General features: G+C 60.6%; 21 protein-coding genes and 3 tRNA genes. 8 read left to right on the top strand and 16 right to left on the bottom strand.

Features of this window, described 5'->3' with window-relative positions; all coding sequences use genetic code 11:
• Positions 1 to 3: 3 nt before the first annotated feature.
• Positions 4 to 3,261 (bottom strand): type II CRISPR RNA-guided endonuclease Cas9, encoded by a 3,258-nt coding sequence (cas9, locus tag LG281_RS00780; protein ID WP_404403417.1) that lies wholly within the window; start codon positions 3,259 to 3,261, stop codon positions 4 to 6.
• Positions 3,262 to 3,679: 418 nt separating this feature from the next.
• Between cas9 and mobV the strand changes: the two genes are divergently transcribed.
• Positions 3,680 to 4,630 (top strand): MobV family relaxase, encoded by a 951-nt coding sequence (mobV, locus tag LG281_RS00775; protein WP_404403415.1) that lies wholly within the window; start codon positions 3,680 to 3,682, stop codon positions 4,628 to 4,630.
• 201 nt (positions 4,631 to 4,831) lie between these two features.
• Positions 4,832 to 5,251, top strand: coding sequence for a hypothetical protein (locus tag LG281_RS00770; RefSeq protein WP_404403414.1), 420 nt, complete (start codon positions 4,832 to 4,834; stop codon positions 5,249 to 5,251).
• Here the strand turns inward: LG281_RS00770 and LG281_RS00765 are convergent.
• The 3 genes from LG281_RS00765 to LG281_RS00755 form a co-directional block, all read right to left on the bottom strand.
• A complete protein-coding gene (locus LG281_RS00765; protein ID WP_404403412.1) occupies positions 5,244 to 6,602 on the bottom strand; it encodes a tyrosine-type recombinase/integrase in 1,359 nt (452 codons plus the stop codon). The two genes, LG281_RS00770 and LG281_RS00765, sit on opposite strands and share 8 nt — an antisense overlap.
• 136 nt (positions 6,603 to 6,738) lie before the next feature.
• Positions 6,739 to 6,812: transfer RNA gene (locus LG281_RS00760), tRNA-Gly, on the bottom strand.
• 66 nt (positions 6,813 to 6,878) lie between these two features.
• Positions 6,879 to 6,963: transfer RNA gene (locus LG281_RS00755), tRNA-Tyr, on the bottom strand.
• Positions 6,964 to 7,200: 237 nt separating this feature from the next.
• Between LG281_RS00755 and rlmB the strand changes: the two genes are divergently transcribed.
• Entirely contained in the window at positions 7,201 to 7,959 is a 759-nt protein-coding gene (gene rlmB, locus LG281_RS00750; RefSeq protein ID WP_404403410.1) for a 23S rRNA (guanosine(2251)-2'-O)-methyltransferase RlmB, read from the top strand.
• On the opposite strand, the gene LG281_RS00745 is transcribed toward rlmB, so the two are convergent.
• The 6 genes from LG281_RS00745 to xylF all read right to left on the bottom strand — a co-directional run bounded on the left by LG281_RS00745 (position 7,954) and on the right by xylF (position 13,431).
• Entirely contained in the window at positions 7,954 to 8,835 is an 882-nt protein-coding gene (locus LG281_RS00745; protein ID WP_404403408.1) for a polysaccharide deacetylase family protein, read from the bottom strand. The genes rlmB and LG281_RS00745 overlap by 6 nt on opposite strands.
• A gap of 99 nt (positions 8,836 to 8,934) precedes the next feature.
• Positions 8,935 to 9,429, bottom strand: coding sequence for a YaiI/YqxD family protein (locus LG281_RS00740; RefSeq protein WP_404403406.1), 495 nt, complete (start codon positions 9,427 to 9,429; stop codon positions 8,935 to 8,937).
• Entirely contained in the window at positions 9,419 to 10,018 is a 600-nt protein-coding gene (locus tag LG281_RS00735) for an AAA family ATPase (protein ID WP_404403404.1), read from the bottom strand. Before LG281_RS00735 ends, LG281_RS00740 begins: the two co-directional genes overlap by 11 nt.
• Positions 10,019 to 10,143: 125 nt before the next feature.
• Positions 10,144 to 10,950 carry an ATP-binding cassette domain-containing protein gene (locus LG281_RS00730; protein WP_404403402.1) on the bottom strand — a complete coding sequence of 269 codons (807 nt, stop codon included), beginning with the start codon at positions 10,948 to 10,950 and terminating at the stop codon, positions 10,144 to 10,146.
• A 13-nt stretch (positions 10,951 to 10,963) separates the two neighbouring features.
• On the bottom strand, positions 10,964 to 12,280 hold the full coding sequence (locus LG281_RS00725; protein WP_404403400.1) for a sugar ABC transporter permease: 1,317 nt from the start codon (positions 12,278 to 12,280) through the stop codon (positions 10,964 to 10,966).
• 107 nt (positions 12,281 to 12,387) lie between these two features.
• Positions 12,388 to 13,431 (bottom strand): D-xylose ABC transporter substrate-binding protein, encoded by a 1,044-nt coding sequence (gene xylF / locus LG281_RS00720; protein WP_404403398.1) that lies wholly within the window; start codon positions 13,429 to 13,431, stop codon positions 12,388 to 12,390.
• A gap of 231 nt (positions 13,432 to 13,662) precedes the next feature.
• Between xylF and LG281_RS00715 the strand changes: the two genes are divergently transcribed.
• Positions 13,663 to 14,913, top strand: a complete 1,251-nt coding sequence (locus LG281_RS00715) for an ROK family protein (protein ID WP_404403396.1) — start codon at positions 13,663 to 13,665, stop codon at positions 14,911 to 14,913.
• Between the two features lie 27 nt (positions 14,914 to 14,940).
• Here LG281_RS00715 and LG281_RS00710 read toward each other — a convergent pair.
• The 3 genes from LG281_RS00710 to LG281_RS00700 form a co-directional block, all read right to left on the bottom strand.
• Positions 14,941 to 15,016: transfer RNA gene (locus LG281_RS00710), tRNA-Thr, on the bottom strand.
• The gene (locus LG281_RS00705) at positions 15,007 to 15,408 is read right to left on the bottom strand and encodes a TetR/AcrR family transcriptional regulator (RefSeq protein WP_404403394.1); all 402 of its coding nucleotides are present in this window, start codon (positions 15,406 to 15,408) and stop codon (positions 15,007 to 15,009) included. The genes LG281_RS00710 and LG281_RS00705 overlap by 10 nt, the downstream gene beginning before the upstream one ends.
• Positions 15,409 to 15,421: 13 nt before the next feature.
• The gene (locus LG281_RS00700; protein ID WP_404403392.1) at positions 15,422 to 15,568 is read right to left on the bottom strand and encodes a hypothetical protein; all 147 of its coding nucleotides are present in this window, start codon (positions 15,566 to 15,568) and stop codon (positions 15,422 to 15,424) included.
• A 164-nt stretch (positions 15,569 to 15,732) separates the two neighbouring features.
• On the opposite strand from LG281_RS00700, the gene LG281_RS00695 reads away from it, so the two are divergent.
• Entirely contained in the window at positions 15,733 to 16,509 is a 777-nt protein-coding gene (locus tag LG281_RS00695) for an NAD kinase (RefSeq protein ID WP_404403390.1), read from the top strand.
• A gap of 58 nt (positions 16,510 to 16,567) precedes the next feature.
• On the opposite strand, the gene LG281_RS00690 is transcribed toward LG281_RS00695, so the two are convergent.
• The 3 genes from LG281_RS00690 to LG281_RS00680 all read right to left on the bottom strand — a co-directional run bounded on the left by LG281_RS00690 (position 16,568) and on the right by LG281_RS00680 (position 19,317).
• Positions 16,568 to 17,770: a DUF2336 domain-containing protein gene (locus LG281_RS00690; protein WP_404403388.1), complete on the bottom strand. Its 1,203-nt coding sequence runs from the start codon at positions 17,768 to 17,770 to the stop codon at positions 16,568 to 16,570.
• An 85-nt stretch (positions 17,771 to 17,855) separates the two neighbouring features.
• Positions 17,856 to 18,677, bottom strand: coding sequence for a transglycosylase SLT domain-containing protein (locus tag LG281_RS00685; RefSeq protein ID WP_404403386.1), 822 nt, complete (start codon positions 18,675 to 18,677; stop codon positions 17,856 to 17,858).
• A 61-nt stretch (positions 18,678 to 18,738) separates the two neighbouring features.
• The gene (locus LG281_RS00680; protein WP_404403384.1) at positions 18,739 to 19,317 is read right to left on the bottom strand and encodes a nitroreductase; all 579 of its coding nucleotides are present in this window, start codon (positions 19,315 to 19,317) and stop codon (positions 18,739 to 18,741) included.
• Positions 19,318 to 19,435: 118 nt separating this feature from the next.
• Here LG281_RS00680 and LG281_RS00675 point away from each other — a divergent pair, with 118 nt between their 5' ends.
• The 3 genes from LG281_RS00675 (at position 19,436) to LG281_RS00665 (ending at position 21,507) form a co-directional block, all read left to right on the top strand.
• The gene (locus LG281_RS00675) at positions 19,436 to 20,422 is read left to right on the top strand and encodes a hypothetical protein (protein WP_404403382.1); all 987 of its coding nucleotides are present in this window, start codon (positions 19,436 to 19,438) and stop codon (positions 20,420 to 20,422) included.
• Positions 20,423 to 20,860: 438 nt separating this feature from the next.
• A complete protein-coding gene (locus tag LG281_RS00670; RefSeq protein WP_404403380.1) occupies positions 20,861 to 21,094 on the top strand; it encodes a FitA-like ribbon-helix-helix domain-containing protein in 234 nt (77 codons plus the stop codon).
• The gene (locus LG281_RS00665; RefSeq protein WP_404403378.1) at positions 21,091 to 21,507 is read left to right on the top strand and encodes a type II toxin-antitoxin system VapC family toxin; all 417 of its coding nucleotides are present in this window, start codon (positions 21,091 to 21,093) and stop codon (positions 21,505 to 21,507) included. The genes LG281_RS00670 and LG281_RS00665 overlap by 4 nt, the downstream gene beginning before the upstream one ends.
• Positions 21,508 to 21,539: the final 32 nt, after the last annotated feature.

Here is a 21,539-nt window from a genome sequence, read left to right as displayed (position 1 = left end):
ACCTTAATAATTAGACTTTCTTGCGTTCCTGCTCTCTCTGTCCTGGGGACCCGGGTCGAGCACGCGTCCGATTTCGTCGACGCGAACCTGCCGGACTTCGATGGCACGCAGCGCATTCGGCGTCTTGGAGAAATTCCGGAACGGATCGTCCTCGTCCTTGTGGCGTTTGTCGAGTTCCCCGGCCTCGTTGTGCGCATCGAGATAGATCTGCTTGTTGCGCTGATCGAACTTGCGCACCCGTGCGATGATCCGGCCACCGTTCTCCGGGTGGGTATAAGCGACCATATCGCCCTGCCGGAGGCTCATCACCTTGCGCGGGTTGTGAAAGAGTTCGGTCATGGGCGAGCGGTAGTCCGACCGGTGCGCATCGAACACGGAAACCACTTCCGCATCCCATTTTCCATCCGGCAACTCCCAGATATCGCAGCGGAAATTGCCGCCCGCGGCATATCCTTTATAGGGTTTGCCATTTTTGTCCTTGATCGGAATGACGCTTACAACCTCGGTCACGCGCGCGCGCCGGATACCTTTGTAGCGCCGATCGTTCTCCTGAATGCGCCGCAGCGCATCGGAGAATGCCTTACCCGACAAGCCGTATGTTTCGGTTTCGAGGTGGCGCCGAAGCTGATCGTCGCGGATGCTGGCGATGTCCTTGGGTTCGAGCGAGAGGAACGGCTTGCGCCGCACGACAACGGGAACGCCGTTCCGTTCTTCGCCGGTAAAGCCGTAGGCCGTGTCGTTGTGCAATTGCCCGGCGGTGCTGCCTGGGTTGTCCCGTGTCGGCAACCTGCCGTGATCGGGCTTGTGGCTCACCACGATCCGCTCGACGACGGCTTTGACGTCCTCCCGGAAATTCTCCCAAGGCGGCTCGAAGCGCCGCAACGCATCCTCAGCCCCAACGTCTGCCCCGCGCGCTGCCTCGCGGGAAATCCGGTTGAGCATCCCGCTATTGGTCACGCCCACAACGATGGCATCGATGGCGTGGTGCCGATGGTCGTTGCGATTCTTGGCGTTGTGACCGGGCAAAACGGAGTTGAGCCCCCACGTCCGGCGCAGCATTTCGGTCAAACGCCCCGGCACGATGCGCACATGGTTCCGGCGCTTGAAAACGCCCCACTGATCCGGTTCCTCATCGGGATAGAGCGCCGCGAGGTACTCTTGGGCCATGCGTGAAAGGTATTGCGTGTCAGTCAACTGCCGGGCAAGGAAGTCGCGGTCACCCGCGAACCGCTCCATTGCATCACGCGCAAACCGCCAGCGCTTGTTGGGCGGCAGCTTGTTGGCACGCTCGACGATCGCATCGTAGCGGTCGGCCCATTCGGGCACGTCGGCAGGCGCGCGGTTGCCCTTGATGCGGTTGCAATGCCTGTGACACAGAATTCGGTTGGCCCGGCTGTCATCGAGCGTCTGCGACCAGGGCAGGATGTGATCGATATCGACGTCGCCCGAAAACAACCGCGCCGCGCCGATGCCTTCACCGCAATAGACGCAAACCCTGTTTGCCACGTCGCCACCGAGTTCCTCCCAGAACCGGAGGATTGCGCGGTTATACCCGTTGTCTTCAACACGAAAGTCTTCGCGCAGCTCGTGCGAACGCCGCTCCGCTTCGCGCGTATTCTTCCGAATTTCCGCATTGACGCGGCCCTTTTCCCTCTCGCTGAGCTTGAGGTCGCGTGCCAGTTCAATAGCGATACGCTCGGGCTTGCCATATTTGCGGATCAACGCATTCACGACGCGCCGCAGTTGGTTGAGCGCGATGTGCACGGTCGGATTGGTAATCCGCCCCATGCGGATGTCATAGGGGTCGTCGGCTTCGCCGCTTCCGGGCGGGATACGGCGCTCGAGCACCTCCTGATATTTGGGAAGATCATCGAGTCCATCGCCGGTTCTTGCCAATGCATGGTCATATCCCACGGTCTCGGCGGCCTTGGCTTCAGAGATGACTTCGGTCTGAAGCGCGTCGAGCATGGTCTCCATCGCCGTAGGCCCCAGCCGGCCGTATCCGTCGGGTAGCCGAGCCCCGGCCACCGCATCCCGTCGCGCGGGATCGAACCCGAACCGTTCCTCAAGCCAGGCATTGAGCGCCAATGGATCGTCTTCGGTGCGCAGCTTGCCGATAATCTCCCACTGTTCGTCCAAGGTCTTGTCGAACCATCCCTGCCCGAACCGTGACTTGTGGGAAAGCTCGGCGGCGACTTCGTCGCCCTTCATCTTGGATCGGTTCTCGGTTTCCTTGTTGAACTTCGTGCCGTGCGGCAGTTTCAGCGTCTTGCGCAGCGTCGCAAACGTCGCCTCGCGCGTCGATCTGAGCTGATTGACCAGAGCGTCGCGCTCTTCGAGCGTAAGTTTGCGCTTGGATAGATCGGGCAGAACGATCTCGAGTTCGTTCACTTCCTTATAAAGCCGAAACCGCTGGAACAACGGATGCGCTTTTGCAATCCGCTCTTCGGCCGGGTTGAAGCTGCACTTGCCGACCTTCGGCGGCTTCAGCGGGCGCTGGTGGAAGATGACACGGAACAGATGCGCCTGCCGCTCTTCGGTGAAGACGTCAGGATAGTATGCGGCCTGCGCTTCCCAGATGCGCTTGAACTCTTCCTCGAGCATGGCGCGCTGGGGATAAAAGCCGTAGGCGTCGACGTCCTTGTCTTTCTCGTTGCGCGCGATCTGCGAGCGAACACGTACCCATTTCCGGTCTCGCGGATCGCCACCACGGCGCTTGAACAGATATTCTCCAAGCGTCCGCGCACCGTCGGCGTCCATCGCCTTTTGCAGCTCGGCAATACCTGTGGCGATCTTGCCCTGCTCGTTGTCGCGTCTGTCGGTCTTGCGATTGGATTTAAACCCGCGCCTCTGGTTGAGGTGAAACAACGCCCGCCCCACAAGGTGGAGCGGCAGCTTTTCATCCAGCGCCCGCGCCCGGAGCGCATAGACATCCGAGGGGATGCCACCCGTCGTCCTGTCATTGGTCTCGGCAACCAGGGTCTTGCGTGCTTCGGGTGTATCCGGCATGAGCCCATATTCCGCAAGCGTCCGGATCACGGCACGCCGGCGCCGCTTGTAGCGTTCCCTGCGCCGCGCCATACCACGCGCCACGCGGCGCCCTTCGGCAAGCGAATTGCCGGATTTCGGTTCCCGGCCATCGGAAAAGATGCGGACACCGGCGTCGATGAGCCGGTTGGGTTCCATATCGCTGTTGAGATGAAAAGCGGCCCAGCCGACGGAATTCGTGCCGAGATCGAATGCGAGTCCAAAATTCTCCACAACGCCCCCAGTCATACTCGTCGTTACGAGACGCTGATCTTCACTTTAACTTCGCATGGTTGTCAAACAACAGTTTGGATGCGCCAACAACCAAGGTAAACGAATTTTCTCTTGCGTTTCCTGTGGGTGGGTGCAAATAATCTGCCACTGCCTAGCAGTTCAGAAAACGCGGTCTGGCTGTTAACAAGCTAAGACAGCACCAAATAAGGCGCGTCCTCCGGGGCGCGCTTTTTTGTTTTCCAGCGCATCGGCCAGGCGATCGCACATATCGGTCTGGCACACGACAATATGATACATCCGCATATGCAAAAATCGGGAAATGGGTTCCCGATTCTTGCGCTCGCCCTTCAGTCATGTTTGTTCCTTGCATGAATATCCCCGAAACTCCGCCCAGGTTCAGTTGACGGGGAGATGGGTCGTGTTCGCCATCCTGAGAGTCCAAAAGATCAAATCACGCGCGGACGCGGTCTGCATGACGATGCATGGCAAACGCGCGGATCGAGGGACTCACTATGACCGCAACAGGACGCATTTGAACCGGCATTGGACGCCCGATCCGGTCGATGCACCGCCCGATTGGAATGCCGCCATAGACGCCACCGTAGCGCGGCTGGGGGCACGGCGGAGAAAGGGCGCCACTCTCGCGGCACATTTCCTGGTCTCGGCAACTCCCGAATTCTTTGCCGATGACGGCGGCGGGCTCGACATCAAAAAGGCACATGCTTGGGCCGAAGACGTTCTACGCGCGTTTCAGGAGCGCTACCCCGACCAGATCGCACTGGCGCGGCTGGATCTGGATGAGAGTTCACCGCACATGGACGTTGTTGTAGTTCCCGTCTACGCCAAAAAGACCAAGTATACATGCGTGCTCACGGTGTCGTATCGACAGGTTTTTGCAGGCGATGACAAGTACGAAGCCCAAACGCGACTTGCCGAACTCCAGGACTGGTTCGCCGACGCGATGTCGAACTGGGGACTTAAAAGAGGCCGACCAAAGGCCCAAACCCAGCGCGAACACCTCACGCATCAGGAGTATGCTGAGCGTCAAAAGCAGCGGGAAATCGCACTGCAGCAAGAACTCAAGCACGCCCGCGCAATCCGGGCACAGAACGAGGCGCAGCGCAGCGATCTAACAGCCGCGGCACATCGTCTGCAGGCAGAGGCGCGGAAGCGGCAACTGCTCCTTGACGAAGCGCAGAAACACTTTCGGACGACCCTAAAAATGCTGGCCGGCGTTCGCGCCAAGGCCGCCGAACTCGCCGAGATCGAAGACGATTACCTGACCAATGTGGCTGCCTATAAAACCCTGAGCTGGGTGGACGAAACCGTCGAAAATCTGCAGCAAGTGCAACCGACGGATCGCGGATAGCGACGGCACTCTGGGGGTTGGATATCCATTCCAACTGTAGACCCCACACAAACCACGCAAGCAAACCAAACGCTGTGCGAACAATTGGCCCGCTCCACGCCTCCTCGCCGATTTCTTCTACAAGAATACGTTTGTGCTTTTCGACAATCTGAACGACCATTTTTCAAACGCGAAATCCTATCGGATATCTTCCTCAACGCCGTGACAAAACGCCGTTCCCCAAAGCCCCGGACCGTGGACCGCTGCGAAGCCTATCTCGACAGGCTCGCCGAGCTGATGGCCCAGGCGGATGAAAACTGGATGGTCTATCAGCCGCTGATCGAACGTCTGGAAAAGGAGAGCCTGCAAGCGCGGGAAGCCCTCGCCATGCGCAAGCGGATGCTGGAGCGCAACGCTCGCCTGCCGGCGGTCCAGTTCACCTCTCCCCTTCCGCGGAGACTCCGCTTGGTCGCCCCCGAACACCCCGCCGCATTGACACTGGCGCAGCTCTGGCAACTCGCCGCACCCGACAACGCCGCCCTCGATGCCGCTGACAAGCGCTTCCTGATGATCGTCTGCCGCAACAGCAGGATTGTGCAGAGCTGCCAGAACAGCGGCAAGTCGCTTGCCTTCGTCAAATAATGCCCTTGTCATAAGCGAGGGCAACGCGTTCCATAAGTGTGCGCCGCCACGCAAGCGAACCGCCCATCCCATATTCGGTGCGGCTGCGCCGGTGCCCCATCAGGATCTGGCGCATCTCCAGATCGATGTTGGCCTCCTTGAGCCGGTCTTCAAAACTGTGACGCAGACTGTAGAAGGTGTGCTTTTCCGTCGGCAGCAAGCCGTTCTCGCGCAGGAACTTATTGATCGCCGCGCTGGCCGCTTCCTCTCGCTCGAAATAGCGGGGAAATCCTTTCGGAAAGTGCTTGAAAACGTCGAGCGCCATCCCCACCAGCGGAATCTCCCTGCGCGAGTGCGCTGTCTTCAACTCTCTCGGCATCTCGGGATCGTCCCGCATATCGATCACGATGTGCGGGACTTCGGCATCGACAAGGATGTGCTCGGGCAACAGATTGCAGATTTCCGAGGGCCGCGCTCCTGTCTCGGCCACAGCGAGCATGATGCCCCGCGCTTCGGCGTTCATTCCCGCCAGCGCATCGACCTTCAACAGTTTTTCCGTGATCCATCTGGTCTCGAATGAGGGACGTTTCTTCGATCCAGTATCGGAGAAATGCAACCCGGCGAAGGGATTAAGGCGGTCAGGCTGGTTCATCCAGGCAAAGTAGTCGCGATAGATCTTGCGCAACTCCCCGATCTCGCGATTGCCGGAATTGGGCGTATGGGTCGGCGCCTTCCCCTGCTCCGGCGGGGCAATCCGCTCGAGCCAATATTTGTAGAACGTCTGGGCATCCTCACGGGTGATCTCGGCGATGGGCTTGTCGCCCACCACCGATTTGAACCGCGCTACCGCCCGGCTGGGAATTGCCTTCCACTTGCGTAGCTGCTGCGCGCTCTTCGTCTTGAGGTCCTTGGCCCAGACCGTCGTCGTGCACACCTCGAGCGCCTTGCTCAGGAGAACCGCGGGCTCCTCCACAACGCCCAGAACGGCATCGGCTTCGGCTTTCCCGACTCCGGGTTGCGAGATCGCCTCCATGCGTTCGGAAATCTCGTCCCAGCTCCCGTTCGCGGCGAGGTCGTGCACGGTGCGGTAGCGAAAGCCGAGCGCCTCAGCCCGCTTCACCGCCCTGCGATAGCGGGCCTGAGCGGCATCGAGGTTCTCTTCGAGCAAAAGCGACGCCCACAACTCATCATCGGCACGCTCCAGCGCGTTCCGCATCACACGGGCGACAGCCAGATCATGCGTCTTGAGGGACTTGCGGATCAGCGGTGAGCGGCTATCCAGGTCAGCCACCGATCCCGGCACGCGACGGACATATTGCCAGCGGTCGCCCCGCCTTTGCAGAAAGCGGTCATGATGCCGTTTACGGGGCATGCCCAAGCCTCAAATATCACAAAAATTGCACATCTTGTTGCACAACTTAGGGTGCAGCATGCGCGGCCGCAAGGCCATGAACAGCATTTATACGAGTATTATCAGGTGCCTAGAGCTGAGTATACGGAGAAGAAAATGGAGCGGGTGAAGGGAATCGAACCCTCGTCTTAAGCTTGGAAGGCTTCTGCTCTACCATTGAGCTACACCCGCCCGAGGGTGAATCGCCGTTCGTTTGAGACATTGCCCCGGATCGGCCCGGACGGCAAGGACGATTGGTGGTGGAGGGGGCTGGATTCGAACCAGCGTAGCCTAAGGCGTCAGATTTACAGTCTGATGGATTTAACCACTCTCCCACCCCTCCCCAATCGTCAAATCGGCGAAGCGATGTGATGATCCGCTCCGTTCCCGGCGCGCATCACGGCCCGGTTTATGCTGGCCCGGATCGTTTGTGTCAACTGCTATCGGCAAGGAATTTTGACGCTTTTCTCAAAAGCGGTTCACGCTTGCCGCAATCGGATGAAACCGCTACCGGTTGAAGGGCTTCCAGTAAAAGTGAGGACCACTTTTACGTTCAAAAGCGCGACCAGCAAAAAGAGCGATGAGCAAAAACAAGTTTCCGCCCAAAAAGCGTCCAACGGCAGATCTCGATTCCGGCCCCGTCTACCTCTACGGCCTGCACACCGTGCGCGCGGCCCTCGACAACGCACGTCGAAAAAAGCGTACACTCCTGGCAACGCCCAACGCGCTAAACCGCCTGCGCGAGAACGGCCCGATACCCAGTCTTCCGATCGAGGAGAAAACGCCGCGCGAACTCGATGCGCTGCTTGGCACCGATGCCGTGCATCAGGGTGTCGCGCTCGAGGTCGACCCGGTGGATCGTCTCCGGCTTACGGATGTTGAAAAGCTCGATCTCGTGATCGCGCTCGACCAGGTCACGGACCCCCACAATGTCGGCGCGATCCTCAGGACCGCTTGCGCTTTCGGCGCTGACGCTGTGATCACCACCGCTCGCTACGCGCCCCGCGAAACCGGCGTGCTCGCGAAATCCGCCTCCGGCGCGCTGGACCTCATCCCGCTCGTCGAAGTGCGCAACCTCGGCGAAACGCTCGAAACCCTGAAGGAAAAGGGCCTCTTATGCCTCGGTTTCGATTCGGAAGCCGAAGGCCTTTTGAAGTCACGGCCTGCCGGACAGAAACTTGCCATCGTGCTGGGAGCCGAAGGCAAGGGGCTTCGTCAAAAAACCCGTTCACTCTGCGATGAAATGGTCCGGCTCGATATGCCGGGTCCAATCAAGTCGCTCAACGTCTCCAACGCAGCCGCAATCGCCCTGTTCGCCGCAACGGCCGGGCGGCTATAGCGGTTCAATATCGCCCGGCAGTCCGGCTGTAACAAGTTCGTTGTCGAAGACGCTCGAAGGCGCCGAGCGCAGCGTCACCACCGAATACCCACGCGCGCTGAGCGCATTGAGAAACGCCGGGAGCATCGCGACCGTGCGTGCATGAATATCGTGGAACAGAACAATCCCCTGCCCCTGCACATCGAGCCGCGACAGAGTGCGTTCGAGGACGTCGTCCGAGGTATCCTTGTAGTAGTCCTTGGAATCGACATCCACGTCTAAAACGATGAAATCGCTCTCGATGGCGCTGGCCCGTATGAGCCCGGTCTGGGAAAGATAAGGAAACCGGAAAAATCGTGACGGCATTTGGCCGATATCATCCAGCGCGGCAGCAACGGCGTCGTAGCCGGACTGCATTTCGCCCATCGCGGCGCTCAGGCTCAACGTCGCGAGATCCGTATGGCTGAACGTATGCGTACCGATGGTATGCCCACGCTGCGCAACGGCCCGAACCAGATCGGGATGCCGCTCCACCGCTTCACCAAGCATGAGAAAAGTCGCGCGCACCCCGAACGCATCGAGTGTATCGAGAATGACCTCGGTCTTTCCCGGCCGTGGGCCGTCGTCGAATGTCAAAACGACCTCCCCAGGCTCCAACTCGAGCTCGGCATTGCTGGCCACGCTCAAAACCCGGCCAGCGAGCGGACCTGACGGGATATGTGGCGGCATGGACTGCGGCACGTCCGCGACCTCCTCAACAAGGTCTACCGTAATGGCGGAGGTGATCAATGGATCGGCATTCTGGGCATAGGCGGTCAATTGCGGCCCGGTCGGAGGGGCCTTGGCGCACCCCGCGGCAAGCGCCGGAACGAGAAGAACAACCCAGAGCTTGCGCACATCACCCTCATCGAACAAACCAAATAAAAGATCTGCTCAATGTTGACGATTATGGTTAACAACGTGTTTTGCCGGTCCGAATTTATACTTAACGATCCGTTACCTGGATCGGCTGGCGCTCGCGCGGTTGACCAGCCGCTTGGCCCGGAAAACCGTCTCATCGAATTTCTGCAGGAAGTTCGCGCGGTCCTTCTGGGTGAAGGCGGGATTGTGCCCATTATGCTCGCCCACCTCGCGCAGGTGCTGCTTGAGTTCGCGCATGGCCAGCGCGACGCCGATTGAATGATCGGTGAACGGCTCTCCGGTCGGCCCCAGAACATGCGCGCCCTTTTCCAGCACACGGCTCGCGAGCGGGATATCGGCGGTGACGACCACGTCATTGTCCCGAACATGGTCGACGATCCAGTCGTCCGCCGCATCCGCCCCTTGGGGCACCATGACGTTGGTGACCATCGGATCACGCGAAGGCCGCAGTCCGAAATTGGCGACATAAACCACCGAAAGCTGATGCCGCTCGGCGACACGCGCGATCTCTGCCTTCACAGGACAGGCATCGGCATCGACGAGAATTTGTGGCGCTTTGCTATCGCTCAACGGTCATGACCTCGCATATGAACGCCAGCCGGTCTGCAACCGGCGCTCGGGGCAACTCGATCAGTCTATATCCCAAATCTTCATAGGCGCGCGCAATGACCTCATAGGTTTTCACAGCCTCGGCCCAGTTCTGCTTGCGCTCGGCATCATTGATGTAAATCTCCCGCCAGGGTGGTGCCGCAAAAACATTCGCATTGTAGCGGAACAGCCTCGCTGCCTTGAAGATATGGTCAGTCGTTTCCAGTTCACAAAGGCGCGCATATCCGATCAGATCGGGAACACCGCGGTCGAACAGCGTTGTTGCGCCCCTGCCCGCATACTTCTGGTGGTTCTGGATATCCCGGTCGAGCATGAGTTCGGCATAAGTGGCCCGGTCGTCCCAATGGACGGCCCGCCCGCCGATCTCCACCTGCAATTGCGTGACGGCACGGCCGGTCTCGGGAACTGTGGCAATCCCCATATTGGCCGCCGCGTCGAGCAGCGTCGTCTTGCCGGCGCCGGGACCGCCTGTGATGACGAAGAGCATGTCGGACGCCGCATACGCGCCCGGAACACCGCCTTTTGGCGGTGTGGCATTGGCCTTTTGCATGGCGATAAACCTCACGAATGGGAAGGAAATGGCGGACCAAATGCTGGACGCGCGCAGCTTGTGCCGTGCGCGCCCGCCTTGCGGCTTGCGCCGCAATCCTCACCAATCGCGAGACGCCCGCGGTGCTACTCCCGCATCGCTCCAGGCCCGGGTACGGCACCCGGCGGGCACTTGCCCAGGATGATCATGCCGAGCACTTCATCCTTGGTGACGTCGCTCGTCTTTGCCGTGCCGACAACCTGGCCGTTCTTCATGACGCACACGCGGTCGGCGAGATCGAACACGTCGTGAATGTCGTGGCTGATAAGGAAGATACCGATGCCCTCGGATTTGAGCTGCGTGATGAGATCACCCACCTGCTTGGTTTCCTGAGGCCCAAGCGCTGCCGTCGGCTCGTCCATGATGAGGATACGGGCATTGAACAGGATCGCCCGCGCAATGGCAACCGATTGCCTTTGCCCGCCCGAGAGCGCCTTTACGGGCTCCTTGAAGCGCCGGAAATTGGGGTTGAGCCGCCCCATCACTTCGCGCGCCTTGGCTTCCATCGCGACGTCGTCGAGTGTGCCGATGGAGGTTGTCAGCTCGCGCCCGAGGAACAGATTGGCCGCGGCATCGACGTTATCGGCGACCGCGAGGGTCTGATAGATCGTCTCGATGCCGTAGGCCTTGGCGTCACGCGGGTTGTTGATGGTCGCTTCTTCGCCGTCGATCAAAATCGTTCCGGAATCGCGCTTATAGGCGCCCGAGAGGATCTTGATGAGCGTCGACTTGCCGGCACCGTTGTGTCCCAGGAGCCCCACGACCTCACCAGGGTAAAGGTCGATCGAGGCCTGCTCCACCGCATGGATACCACCGAACGCAATCGAGATGTCGCGAAGTTCGACGAGCGGGGTTTCCGCCGCCGTTTCTGCTACTGCTGCTGCTTGTGTCATATTCGGCAAACCTTTACTGCGCCCGGTTGCGATAGAGGGTGTCGAGCCAAACGGCAAAGACGAGCACGAGCCCCACGACAATCGCCTGTAGCGGGCTGTCGAGCCCCATCAACACCATGCCCGACTGCAGCGACTGCATGACGAGCGCGCCCAGCATGGCTCCAACGATCGTTCCAACGCCGCCACCCAGCGACGTGCCGCCGATCACTGCCGCGGCAATCACGTAGAGCTCGTCGAGTTGCCCCAATGCATTGGTGGATGCGTTGAGGCGCGCAGTCGCGATCGACGCGGATATGGCAACAAGCGCCCCCATGATCATGAAGATTTTGACCGTCACCCACCTAGTGTTGATGCCCGCGAGTTCCGCCGCTTCCGGGTTGCCGCCCATTGCGAAAACGTATCGGCCGAACCGGGTTCTGGTGGACACGAAGGTCATGACGATCCCGATCCCCACCGCGATCAGAACCGGTATCGCGATACCGTGGGAGATGAACAGCCCGCCGTCGGGAACCGGAAGATTGTTCGCTTCAGCATAGCGCTCGGCAATTCTGACCGGCCAGGGATAGGCGTTGAAGACTGCTACGGTGGCAATTGCCAAGCCGCACCCGAGCACCGCAAGCGTAATCTCCGCCCAGACGGGCCGCAGTGGGAAGTTGAAGCGGTGCCGTTGTCTGCGCGCATAATAGAGGTAGACGATGATCCCAACGCACGCGACCGCCGCGATGGCCCAGCTCGCAAATGCGCCGACGGCGCCGCTGGGGCCGCCCCCTATAAGCTGGAACGTCCGATCGAGGGGCGCCACGGTACGGCCCGACGTCACCCACCACGCCGCACCGCGCCAGATCAGCATGCCGCCAAGTGTCACGATGAAAGCGGGCACTCGCAAGTAGGCGATGATCGTACCTTGAACGCCGCCGATCAACACGCCGAGGGCGATACCGACGGCGAGCGTGATCACCCATGTCAAGGGATGACCGAGACCCAGAATGTCCGGTAGAATTTCCACCTGGGTGACACCCATGATCATGCCAACGAAGCCGAGCATGGACCCGACCGACAAGTCGATATTGCGCGTAACGATCACCAGCACCATGCCGGTCGCCATAACCGCAATCGAGGCCGTCTGTACCGAAAGGTTCCAGAGATTGCGTGGCGTAATGAACAGCCCGCCGGACAAGACGTGAAAGCCGACCCAGATCAGAACGAGCGCGCCCACCATGCCCAGGAGACGCGTATCGAGCTCGGTTGCCTGCACAAAGCGTGCAATTGGATTGCCGCCGGACACCCCGACGGTGTTGCGCGTAGCGGAAATGGCGTCGTTCTCGGCCATTCTGAAACCTCCCCCGAGGAGTTGATGTCAGCCGGATACGCCGGCGGACATAAGGCAGATGCCGCGGTCACAGCCGCGGCATCCCCTATTTTTTCAATGGTAACGGATTAATCGCAGGCCGCAACGGTGCCAGCTTCAACGCCTTGGCATACCACGTCCTTGCTGACCCAGCCCGCGTCAATGACGACGTCGAGGTTGTCCTGCGTGATCGGAACGGGATCAAGCAGAAGCGACGTCATCTCAACGCCGTTCGGACCATCCGAGAAGGTTTCCGAGCCGGCAATGTCGGAAAGCTCGGCACCCTTTGCCAATTCAACAGCAATCGATGCAGCCGTCGAGCCGAGATCGCGTGCGTCCTTCCAGACCGAAACCGTCTGCGTTCCGAGTGCGATACGGTTGAGCGCAGCGTGATCGCCATCCTGGCCGGAAACCGGCACCGAACCATCGAGCCCCTGCGCGGCCAAAGCGGCGACAACGCCGCCCGCAGTACCGTCATTCGACGCCACGACAGCATCGACCTCGTTGTTGTTGGCGGTCAGGAACTGCTCCATATTCGCCTGAGCATTGGAGGGAAGCCAGCCATCGGTATAGGCCTCGCCAACATTGACGATGTCGCCGGATTCGATTGCGGACTGGAGCACCTCCATCTGACCTTCAAAAAGGAAATCCGCGTTCGGATCGGCGGCGGAACCCTTGATGAAGACGTAGTTGCCAGTCGGCTGGACCTCGTAGATCGCTTGCGCCTGAAGCCGGCCAACGCCCTTGTTGTCGAACGTCAGGTAGAAGACGTCAGGGTTCTCAATGAGACGGTCGTATCCGACCACCGGAATCCCCTCGGCAACTGCAGCAGAAACGGCCGGACCGATTGCATCGGAATCCTGCGCGAGCACGATCAGCGCGTCCGCCCCCTGGGCGATCAGGCTCTCAATGTCGGTCAGCTGCTTGGCCGGCGAAGACTGGGCGTCGGCCGAGATATAGCTGGCTCCAAGCTCTTCAAGCCGGGCCTTAATAGCCGCCTCGTCCGTCTTCCAGCGTTCTTCCTGGAAGTTCGACCAGGACACACCGACAGTGATGTCATCCTGCGCAAAGGCAACCCCCCCTGCACTGAACAGAACGGTCGTGCCGAGCAGGACCGCAGCCAGATTTTTCATGTTTCTCCTCCCGCGAGCACGCGAATGGTGCCCGCATATAGCTCACTGTTGGAAATTAGCCTCCAAGAGCGAACGCTCCCAGGGAACCATTCGCTCGCCGGGCATTTATTTCAATACCCGAAAAAATAATTGGCACGTAGCTCCCACTGTGTCAACGTTGATTTTTCTGACACTTGAACAAATACGTGCTTTGACTGCCGAGGGCCGGCAGAAAAGATGGGAGGAGCGCCCGTGGCGCGAGGCGTTGCGGACACCGAAATGATCCGGCGGACCAATCGTGAGCGGGTGCTTGATGTCATCCGGCGCGAGGGGCCGATGTCCCGTAGCCATATCGCCACCTTGACCGGACTGTCCAACGCGTCCCTCTCGGCCATCGGCTCCGACCTCGTCGCGCAGGGCATATTGAGCGAAATCGAAGACGCCCAACAGGAATCCAAGGGACGCGGCCGCCCGGCCATCGGCCTTGGGCACAACCGCGGTGCCGCCTACGCCATCCTGATCGAGCTCGACGTCAATCGATGCCGTCTCTCGATGCTTGATTATGGCGGTGTACTCGTCGATCGCCTCGAAACACCGCTCGTGCCCGACCAGTTCCATCTCCAGCAACCGGATGCCTATCTGCTTGAGAAAATAGCGGCCATGGGCCGGCGCAATGGGATTGCGATGGAGAGGCTCGGTATCGTTGCAATTTCCGTTCAGGGGATGCTCGACCCGATGCGGCGCGGACTCAAATGGTCACCGATCCCGGCCCTTGCTGGCGTCGACCTGCTCGGTCCCATCACTGAATCCTACGGGGTCCCCGCTCATCTTTACAAGCGTGGCCATCTGATGGCGGACGGCACGCGCTGGCTGCATCCCGCACTGGTGCACGCGACATACGCAACCATCTTCATCGGTGCGACGATCGGGATGGGGCTCTCGTTTCCCAGCGAGGGCCCCCTGCCCGCCGATATCGGCACCGAATTCGGCCACATGAACCATATGCCCGACGGTGCATTGTGCCGGTGCGGCGCACGCGGCTGCATCGAGGCCTACGCTGCCGACTACGGGGTGTTGCGCTCCGCCTATTCGGTACCCGAGCATACCACGCCGGCCAGCGCCGTGCCGCCCAGCGATTACCAGCAGATCATCGCCAGAGCCCGCGCCGGCGACCGGAGCGCCATCTACGCTTTCAACAACGCAGGCAGTGCACTGGGCTTCGGGATCAACAGACTCATGTCGGTTGTCGAGATTTCCCACATCGTCCTGCTAGGTCCGGGCACAGCGGCATTCGACCTCATGCGCCCCGCCTTCGAGGAGGCAACGCTGGCCTCGCTCACGGGCAGAATCAATGGCGTACCGCAAATCATCCTGACCGCCGATGCCGGCGAACCGATTTACCGGGGGCTGATGATGAAGGCTCTAACCGCCCTCGACCGCGATCACTTCGCACCGATGACGGCAACCACCGCGCGCGCGGACGCCGAGGAGTGCCGCTCGTAATAATTCGCCAGCATAAAAGTGGATTTTTGGTGCCGGCAGCAGGACTTGAACCCGCGACCCTCTGATTACAAATCAGATGCTCTACCAACTGAGCTATACCGGCAGCACAGCGCTAGCTACCACCGGGCCCGCACGCTTGCAAGGGGTATGCCGGCTACTCGGCGGCGGCAACGCTTCGAGATCGAGTTCGCGCCCGCCCGAGCGTATCTGCACATACGCTTCGCGCAGCGCCTGCTCGTAAAGCCCCTCTTTGTTGCCGAAATACGAATAGATCAACGCCTTGTTCGCGTTGGCCCTGTGTGCGATCCGGTCGATGCGCGCAACGGTATCGCTATATTCGGAAAATTCGTGCATCGCCGCCAGAAGAATATCGTTAGTGGTCCTCTCGGCATCGCGCCGGGGCCGCCGCTTGAGCTGATCCACATCCATCACCCGCCCACCGGTAAAATGCGGCGGATCGGCGGGGATTAAAGATACGGCGGCGTTTTTGGACACGGTTCTTGCTCGGTCAGCGCGTCGCGGCCTGCGCGCCACGGCTGACATACTCATCGAGATAACGGCAATCCGTCTGGACGATATCGGGCATATTGCGCCCGGCAGTCTGGGTGGCGAGCTTCGCCCAATAGTCCGCACCACCCTCAACCGCCGCCACCATCGACGTACGCGCTCATCCCTAGAAGATATCATATATCTTTCGGCCGGCCACACGGGTTTGGCGACGCGTACGGTACCGTTTGGAAAACTCCACGTTGGCGCGCCCGCGCCGCACGTGCTAAACGGGCTTTGACGACGAATAGCTGGGCGGGAGGCGCAAAAGCCTTGGCACTTTATACCGATGGCAAGGTCGCCTTCGTTGCGTCCAACACTCCCGAGGCCCAGGAAGCGCGCAATGCGCTCGCCGAACGCCATGGCGACGCACCGCTCAGCGATGCGAGCATCATCGTCGCACTCGGCGGCGACGGGCTGATGCTCGAAACGCTCCACCGCGTGATGGACAAGGGTATCCCGGTTTACGGCATGAATTTCGGCTCAGTTGGCTTCCTGATGAACGAGTTCAGGACCGACGCGCTCGATGTTCGCCTGCGCGCAGCCCTGCCGACCACCATCCACCCGCTCAAGATGGAGGTCACAAGGGCCGATGGAACTACGGCCACTGCACTCGCGCTCAACGAAGTCTCTCTGTTCCGCTCGACCTACCAAGCCGCCAAGATCGAGATCAAGATCGACGGCGAAGTGCGGCTCGACGAATTGACCTGTGACGGCATCATCGTCGCGACCCCCGCGGGATCGACGGCCTACAACCTCTCCGCCCACGGCCCCATACTGCCCATCACGGCGCCCCTGCTCGCGCTGACGCCCATCTCGCCCTTCCGCCCCCGGCGTTGGCGCGGCGCGATTCTGTCCAATCGCGCCAATATCCGCTTCCGCACCCTCGAAGCCGAGAAGCGCCCGGTGAGCGCGGTGGCCGACAATGTGGAATTTGCAGATGTCCGCGACGTCCACGTCTACGAAGACCGCCGGCATTCCGTGGCGCTCCTTTTCGACCCCGGCCACAGCCTCGACGAGCGGATACTGGTCGAGCAGTTCCGCTATTAGAGCGTTTTCAGGAAAAGTTGACAGACTTTTCCGGTTCGAAAACGCGACAAAACATGCTCTAGGCGGCCGGCAGGGCGAGGCGGTTCGGCTGGTCGTCCGGCACCATCACTGCGTCGGGCACTTCGGCCGCAAAAGCCGGCATCACGCCACGCGCGGCGGAACGGGCGAGTGCAATGTTCTGCTCGTTGAGATAAGTAAAAGCCTCGTGGAGCGTATGCGGAATATCGCCCTCGTGCTCGGTGATCAGTTCTTCGATCAACAGCGACACGATGAAATGACGCGCCGCCAGATCGTCGGCGAGATCCGCCGTCCGGGCATGCGAGACCATGCGCGCCAAAAGGTTTCGCACCGGCGCTGAAAACCCGCAGCGGGCAAAAAGCGCATTGAGCGCTGCGCGGCTGCCGCCGTCGAGAAGCGTGAAGACCTTGGCACGCGGCGTCTCGGCAAGCTCAGCGAGGCAATCGGCGAAAAACAGCACTTGGCCGTGAACCAACGCGTGCAGCATCAGCCGCGCGTTGACCTGATCGGCCTCGATCAGCGTCTTGGTGTAGTGCACCCTGCCCCGCCCGGCCTCTCGCTCGCCGATGGCGGTCGTCGCGGTGTCGCAGGCGTCCCGCATCAATCGCTCGAGCCGGCGCGGCTGAATGGCACCCTTGACGATTCGGGTCCCCATCAGGGCATCGCGTACGCGCCCCACGAGATAATGCCGGGCGAGACCGGGTAAATCCTTACGCTTCAAAAGCGCACCCCGCGTCGGCGCATCATCCCCCCAACGCTCGGAGAGAACCATCAGATCGTCCTCGGGCAAGGCGATGTCCTCTCGCGCCAGAACGCGGATGCACAGGTCGGGGTCATCGATCCGCAGCAGCGCGAGGGCCACCCGGGTGCTCAAGGCCGGGCGCAACGTCATCACCGCGAGCATATCGGGATCGCCCGAGCGGACGATACCGATGAGATCGGCATCGAGGAGAACCGGCGAGAATTGAACGACGGCGCGGGAAATCACCGGCGCGTCCTGCGCCAGCGCCAGCATGATCGGACGCGGCGCATGTTCGGAATGCAAAAGCCCGTAGGCCAGAGCAGCCCGCACCTTGACTGAACTGTCGTCGAGGAAATTCATCAACGCCGCATAGAGCGCCGCCTGCTCGTCGGCAGGTCCACGATGCCCCAGATAGGCCATGGCCGCAATATGCGCAGCCTGCCCCCGCTCCTCGCTGTCGGAAGACTGACTCAACTGAACATAACGCTGATAGGCGACCATACTCATCCCCGGTACTGATAGGATCAGTACTAACCCTCAAGATTTAAGGATTGGTTCACTATAAACGCGAACGGGAGGACGGAGATTACTCTTCCGAATAGAGCCCCGAAAAGAGCGGCCGGCCGGCCCTGTCGGGGGTATCTGTGTTGAGCGGCGATCCGGTGGCGCCGTCGACCTGCGTGCTGAACAGCGAGGTGAACGAAACACCCTCGGGCATCACAGGTCCCACGCGTTCGAACCGCGAGGGTATTGGCTCGACACTGGCCAATTGCTGAGCCGCGAACTGCGCACTGGGCAGGTTGGTCCCATTATGCCGCGCAACAAGCGCCTGATAGACCTCCCGTACCGTGCGTGGCCGGCCGTTATCGTAAAAGATCGCCCGGTTCGCCGCAGCCGGACGCGGGAAAAGCTCCGCCGCGATGGCATCGGGCTGCGTAAGCCCGGCCTCGAAGAACCGCTCGGCGCCCCGTGCGCCGAGAAAATGGGCAATATAGAGTTCCCCGGGGCTTGGCATCCGACCGAATGTCTGCTGCAGATATTCGCCGTTCCGCCGGGTGAATGCCGCAGCCATGTCCGCGGCGACCTCAGGGTTGCGACGCAGGTCGAGGATCTGCCGGCGGATATCCGGGTCACGCACGAACAGCTCCCCTTCCTTGCCCTCGATATGACCGGCAAGGTCCGCATAACCCAGCCGCGGCCCCTCATATTTCATCACCTCGAGCCAGGTGCTCTCGATAAACTGGAAAAGCCCGGTCGCCGATGAAGTTGAAGCCTCTGCGTTCGGATTGAGGCTGCTCTCGCGGATCGCGGTCTGCACCAGATAATCGAAATCCACACCATTACGCTGCCCCGCCCTGTCGATGGCGTAGGCGAGCTGCGGCGGGATAGAGGCAACGGATGACGGCATGGCCCAAACGAGTCGGTGCAAAATCTATAGTTAATGAAATCCTACCAGGGTTAATTCGCGGTTAACCTTCCCATATCGAGGTGATTGCGGCGACATCGGGCCGGTCGCGCTCTTCGAGCCGCGCCTGCGGCGTCCCGATATGGACGAAGCCGACAAAGCGCTCACCTTCCCTCGCGCCAAGCATTGCCGACGCCTCGGCGTCATAGGCGAACCAGCGCGTCACCCAATGTGCGCCGAAACCGAGCGCATTGGCGGCATGGCAGAGGTTGAAGCAGGCATTGCCCGCAGCCAGCAATTGCTCGAATTGAGGAATTTTGACATGCGGCGCGGCCGTGCTGACAACACCGACGGTCAATGGTGCAGGCAGAAATTGGCCACGTTCGAGTTCAAGTTGCCCCTCGGAAATCTCCGGATTGTTCTTGCGTGCGATTTGCGCGAGCTTTTCACCAACTTTCCGCCGTGCCTCACCCTCGAACACGATGAACCGCCATGGCGCGAGTTTGCCATGGTCGGGTATCCGGCTCGCAATGGTGAGCATCTCTGTAAGCTCGTCCGCATTCGGCCCCGGCTCGGCCAGAAACGGCGCCGTTACCGTTCGGCGGGACAAAAGATATTCGCGCAGGGCCGCATTAACGCTCATTGATCTAGAATCCTTTGCTGCTTGCTCAATTCGTCCCCTTATGACACAGCTTTTCCGCAATCCAAGATTAGGAATCGCGCCCGACGCGCCCCGAAATGAAAGCGAGCTCGACCTGCCGATGCGGCCTACCCTGCTTATTGTCCCGGTCCTTGCAGCCCTCTTCGCCGGCCCGGCGATAGCGCAATCGGACGGGGATACGGCCGCGCCGGTCCCGCCGCCGCGCCCACCCGAGTTCGGCGGCGAGCCTTTGACCGGAGAAGGCGGCCCCGACGCCTACCAGCCGCCGCTTTCCGAACTCGGGACCGAGGAAACCGGCCCGTTCTCGCAAGCGATTGCGAATATCACCGAACCCCAGCCGGTGACGCTTTCGGCACGGATATCGGACGACGGCCCGCTGATCCCCGATGGTCTCGTCTGGCGCGTTTTCGACAGCCGTGTCGATGCGAGCGGCGAGTTGGCGATGGTGGCTAAATCCGAGGAGGCAACGGCAAGCTTCACCCTGCCCCCTGGCGAATACGTGCTGCACCTTGCCTATGGCCGCGCGCAGGCGAGTGACACCCTGTTCGTCGAGCCCGGCCCCAACAATCACACGATGACCTTCGAGGTCGGCGGACTCCAGCTCGACGCCATGATTTCCGGAGATGTCGATATCCCCGACGCGCTTTTGCGCTTCGACATCTATTCGACCGGCCCCAACGGACGCGTCGAGGTTGCGCAAAACGTCGCGCCGGGGGAGCTCGTCCGCCTCAATGCCGGCATCTATACCATCGAATCGCATTTCGGCGGGGTGAACGCCGTTATCCGCACGGAAATCCGTGTCGAACCTGGCCAGATCACCGAAGCGACACTCTATCATCACGCCGCCCAGGTCTCGCTCAAGCTTGTCTCCGAAGAGGGTGGCGAGGCGATTGCTGACGTCGAATGGACGATCAAATCGCAAGACGGCGATACGATCTTCACCGACATCGGCGCGTTTCCGGCAACCGTTCTGGCTGAAGGCGACTACCTGGCTTTCGCCAAGCTCGGCGACAACGTCTACAACCGCGAATTCGAAGTTACCCCCGGTGGCCCCCGCGAGGTGGAAATTCTTACTTCCGTTTATTGAGGCGCGGCAAAACACCCGACAACCTCCCGGTTCCGGTTTTTTCCAGCGTGAGCGGTATGCGGCGAGACGCGCCTCATACTGATTATATAAATGCGAGGCGAGCCTCGCCGCATACGCCCGGGATTTTTGGCTTGGCGTCCGCAACAGGCTAGGGCCAATCCCCTCCGGGTTTCCCCGGTATGCCGCGGTGCTGCCGCGACTGGCTCTGGTGACGTTCGGACCTCCGCTGGGACGACTCCCATCGGACCCGGACCGGTCCCGCCCAAACGTGCGTTGCGCCTGCGCCCATCAAGCGGGTCCGTGAGAAGCATAATAAGCGAGGTTTTGAGGGCGGGGATTACTTTTATGTCACAGGCGCCAAAGCACGCCGATATCAGAAGCCTTGAATGATAGCATAGATATCATATACTTATTTCGATATCATATGGAGTGCCCCTTATGGCGAACATGATCGTCAGAAACATCCCCGACGACGTCCACCGCCGCCTCAAGATTCTTGCCGCGGAGCGCGGAACGAGCGCGGAAGCGGTTGTCCGGGAAATGATCGCAGACGCCACCAGGCCTTCCATGAAGCTGGGCGATGCTGTTGCGGCGTTTGCCCGGCGCACGGGTGAGGATTTTCCAAAGGTCGAGCGCAAGCCCGACACCTTGCGTCCGGCGACGTTTGAATGATTATTCTTGACACCAATGTGATTTCGGAAGCCATGCGGGCTGAGCCGCATCCGAGCGTCAGGGACTGGCTCAACGCGCAAACCGCGCAATCGCTGTTCATCACCACCACAAGCGTTGCCGAACTGCGTTACAGAATTGAGCGCCTGCCGGACGGCAAGCGTAAAGCTGCGCTATGGCAGATTCTTGACTTCACGATGGGCAAGCTGTTCGACACGCGCATCCTGCCATTTGACCGCGCAGCAGCCGAAATGTCCGCCCGGATTACCGCACGGGCAGAAGCTCAGGGTAAGGCAATCGGCCTTGCCGATGGGCAAATCGCAGCCATCGCCGCCGACCGCCAATACGCCGTCGCAACGCGCGACACCGCCCCATTCATGGCAGCGGAAATCGATGTCATCGATCCGTGGCAATAGAGGGTGTCGCGCTACATTGCATTCAGCGCGAC

It is taken from the genome of Pelagibacterium halotolerans, assembly GCF_044811015.1.
Classification (GTDB): Bacteria; Pseudomonadota; Alphaproteobacteria; order Rhizobiales; family Devosiaceae; genus Pelagibacterium; species Pelagibacterium halotolerans_A.
Note: the sequence above shows the minus strand (reverse complement) of the source record. Positions and strands in the feature narration are given on the sequence as shown.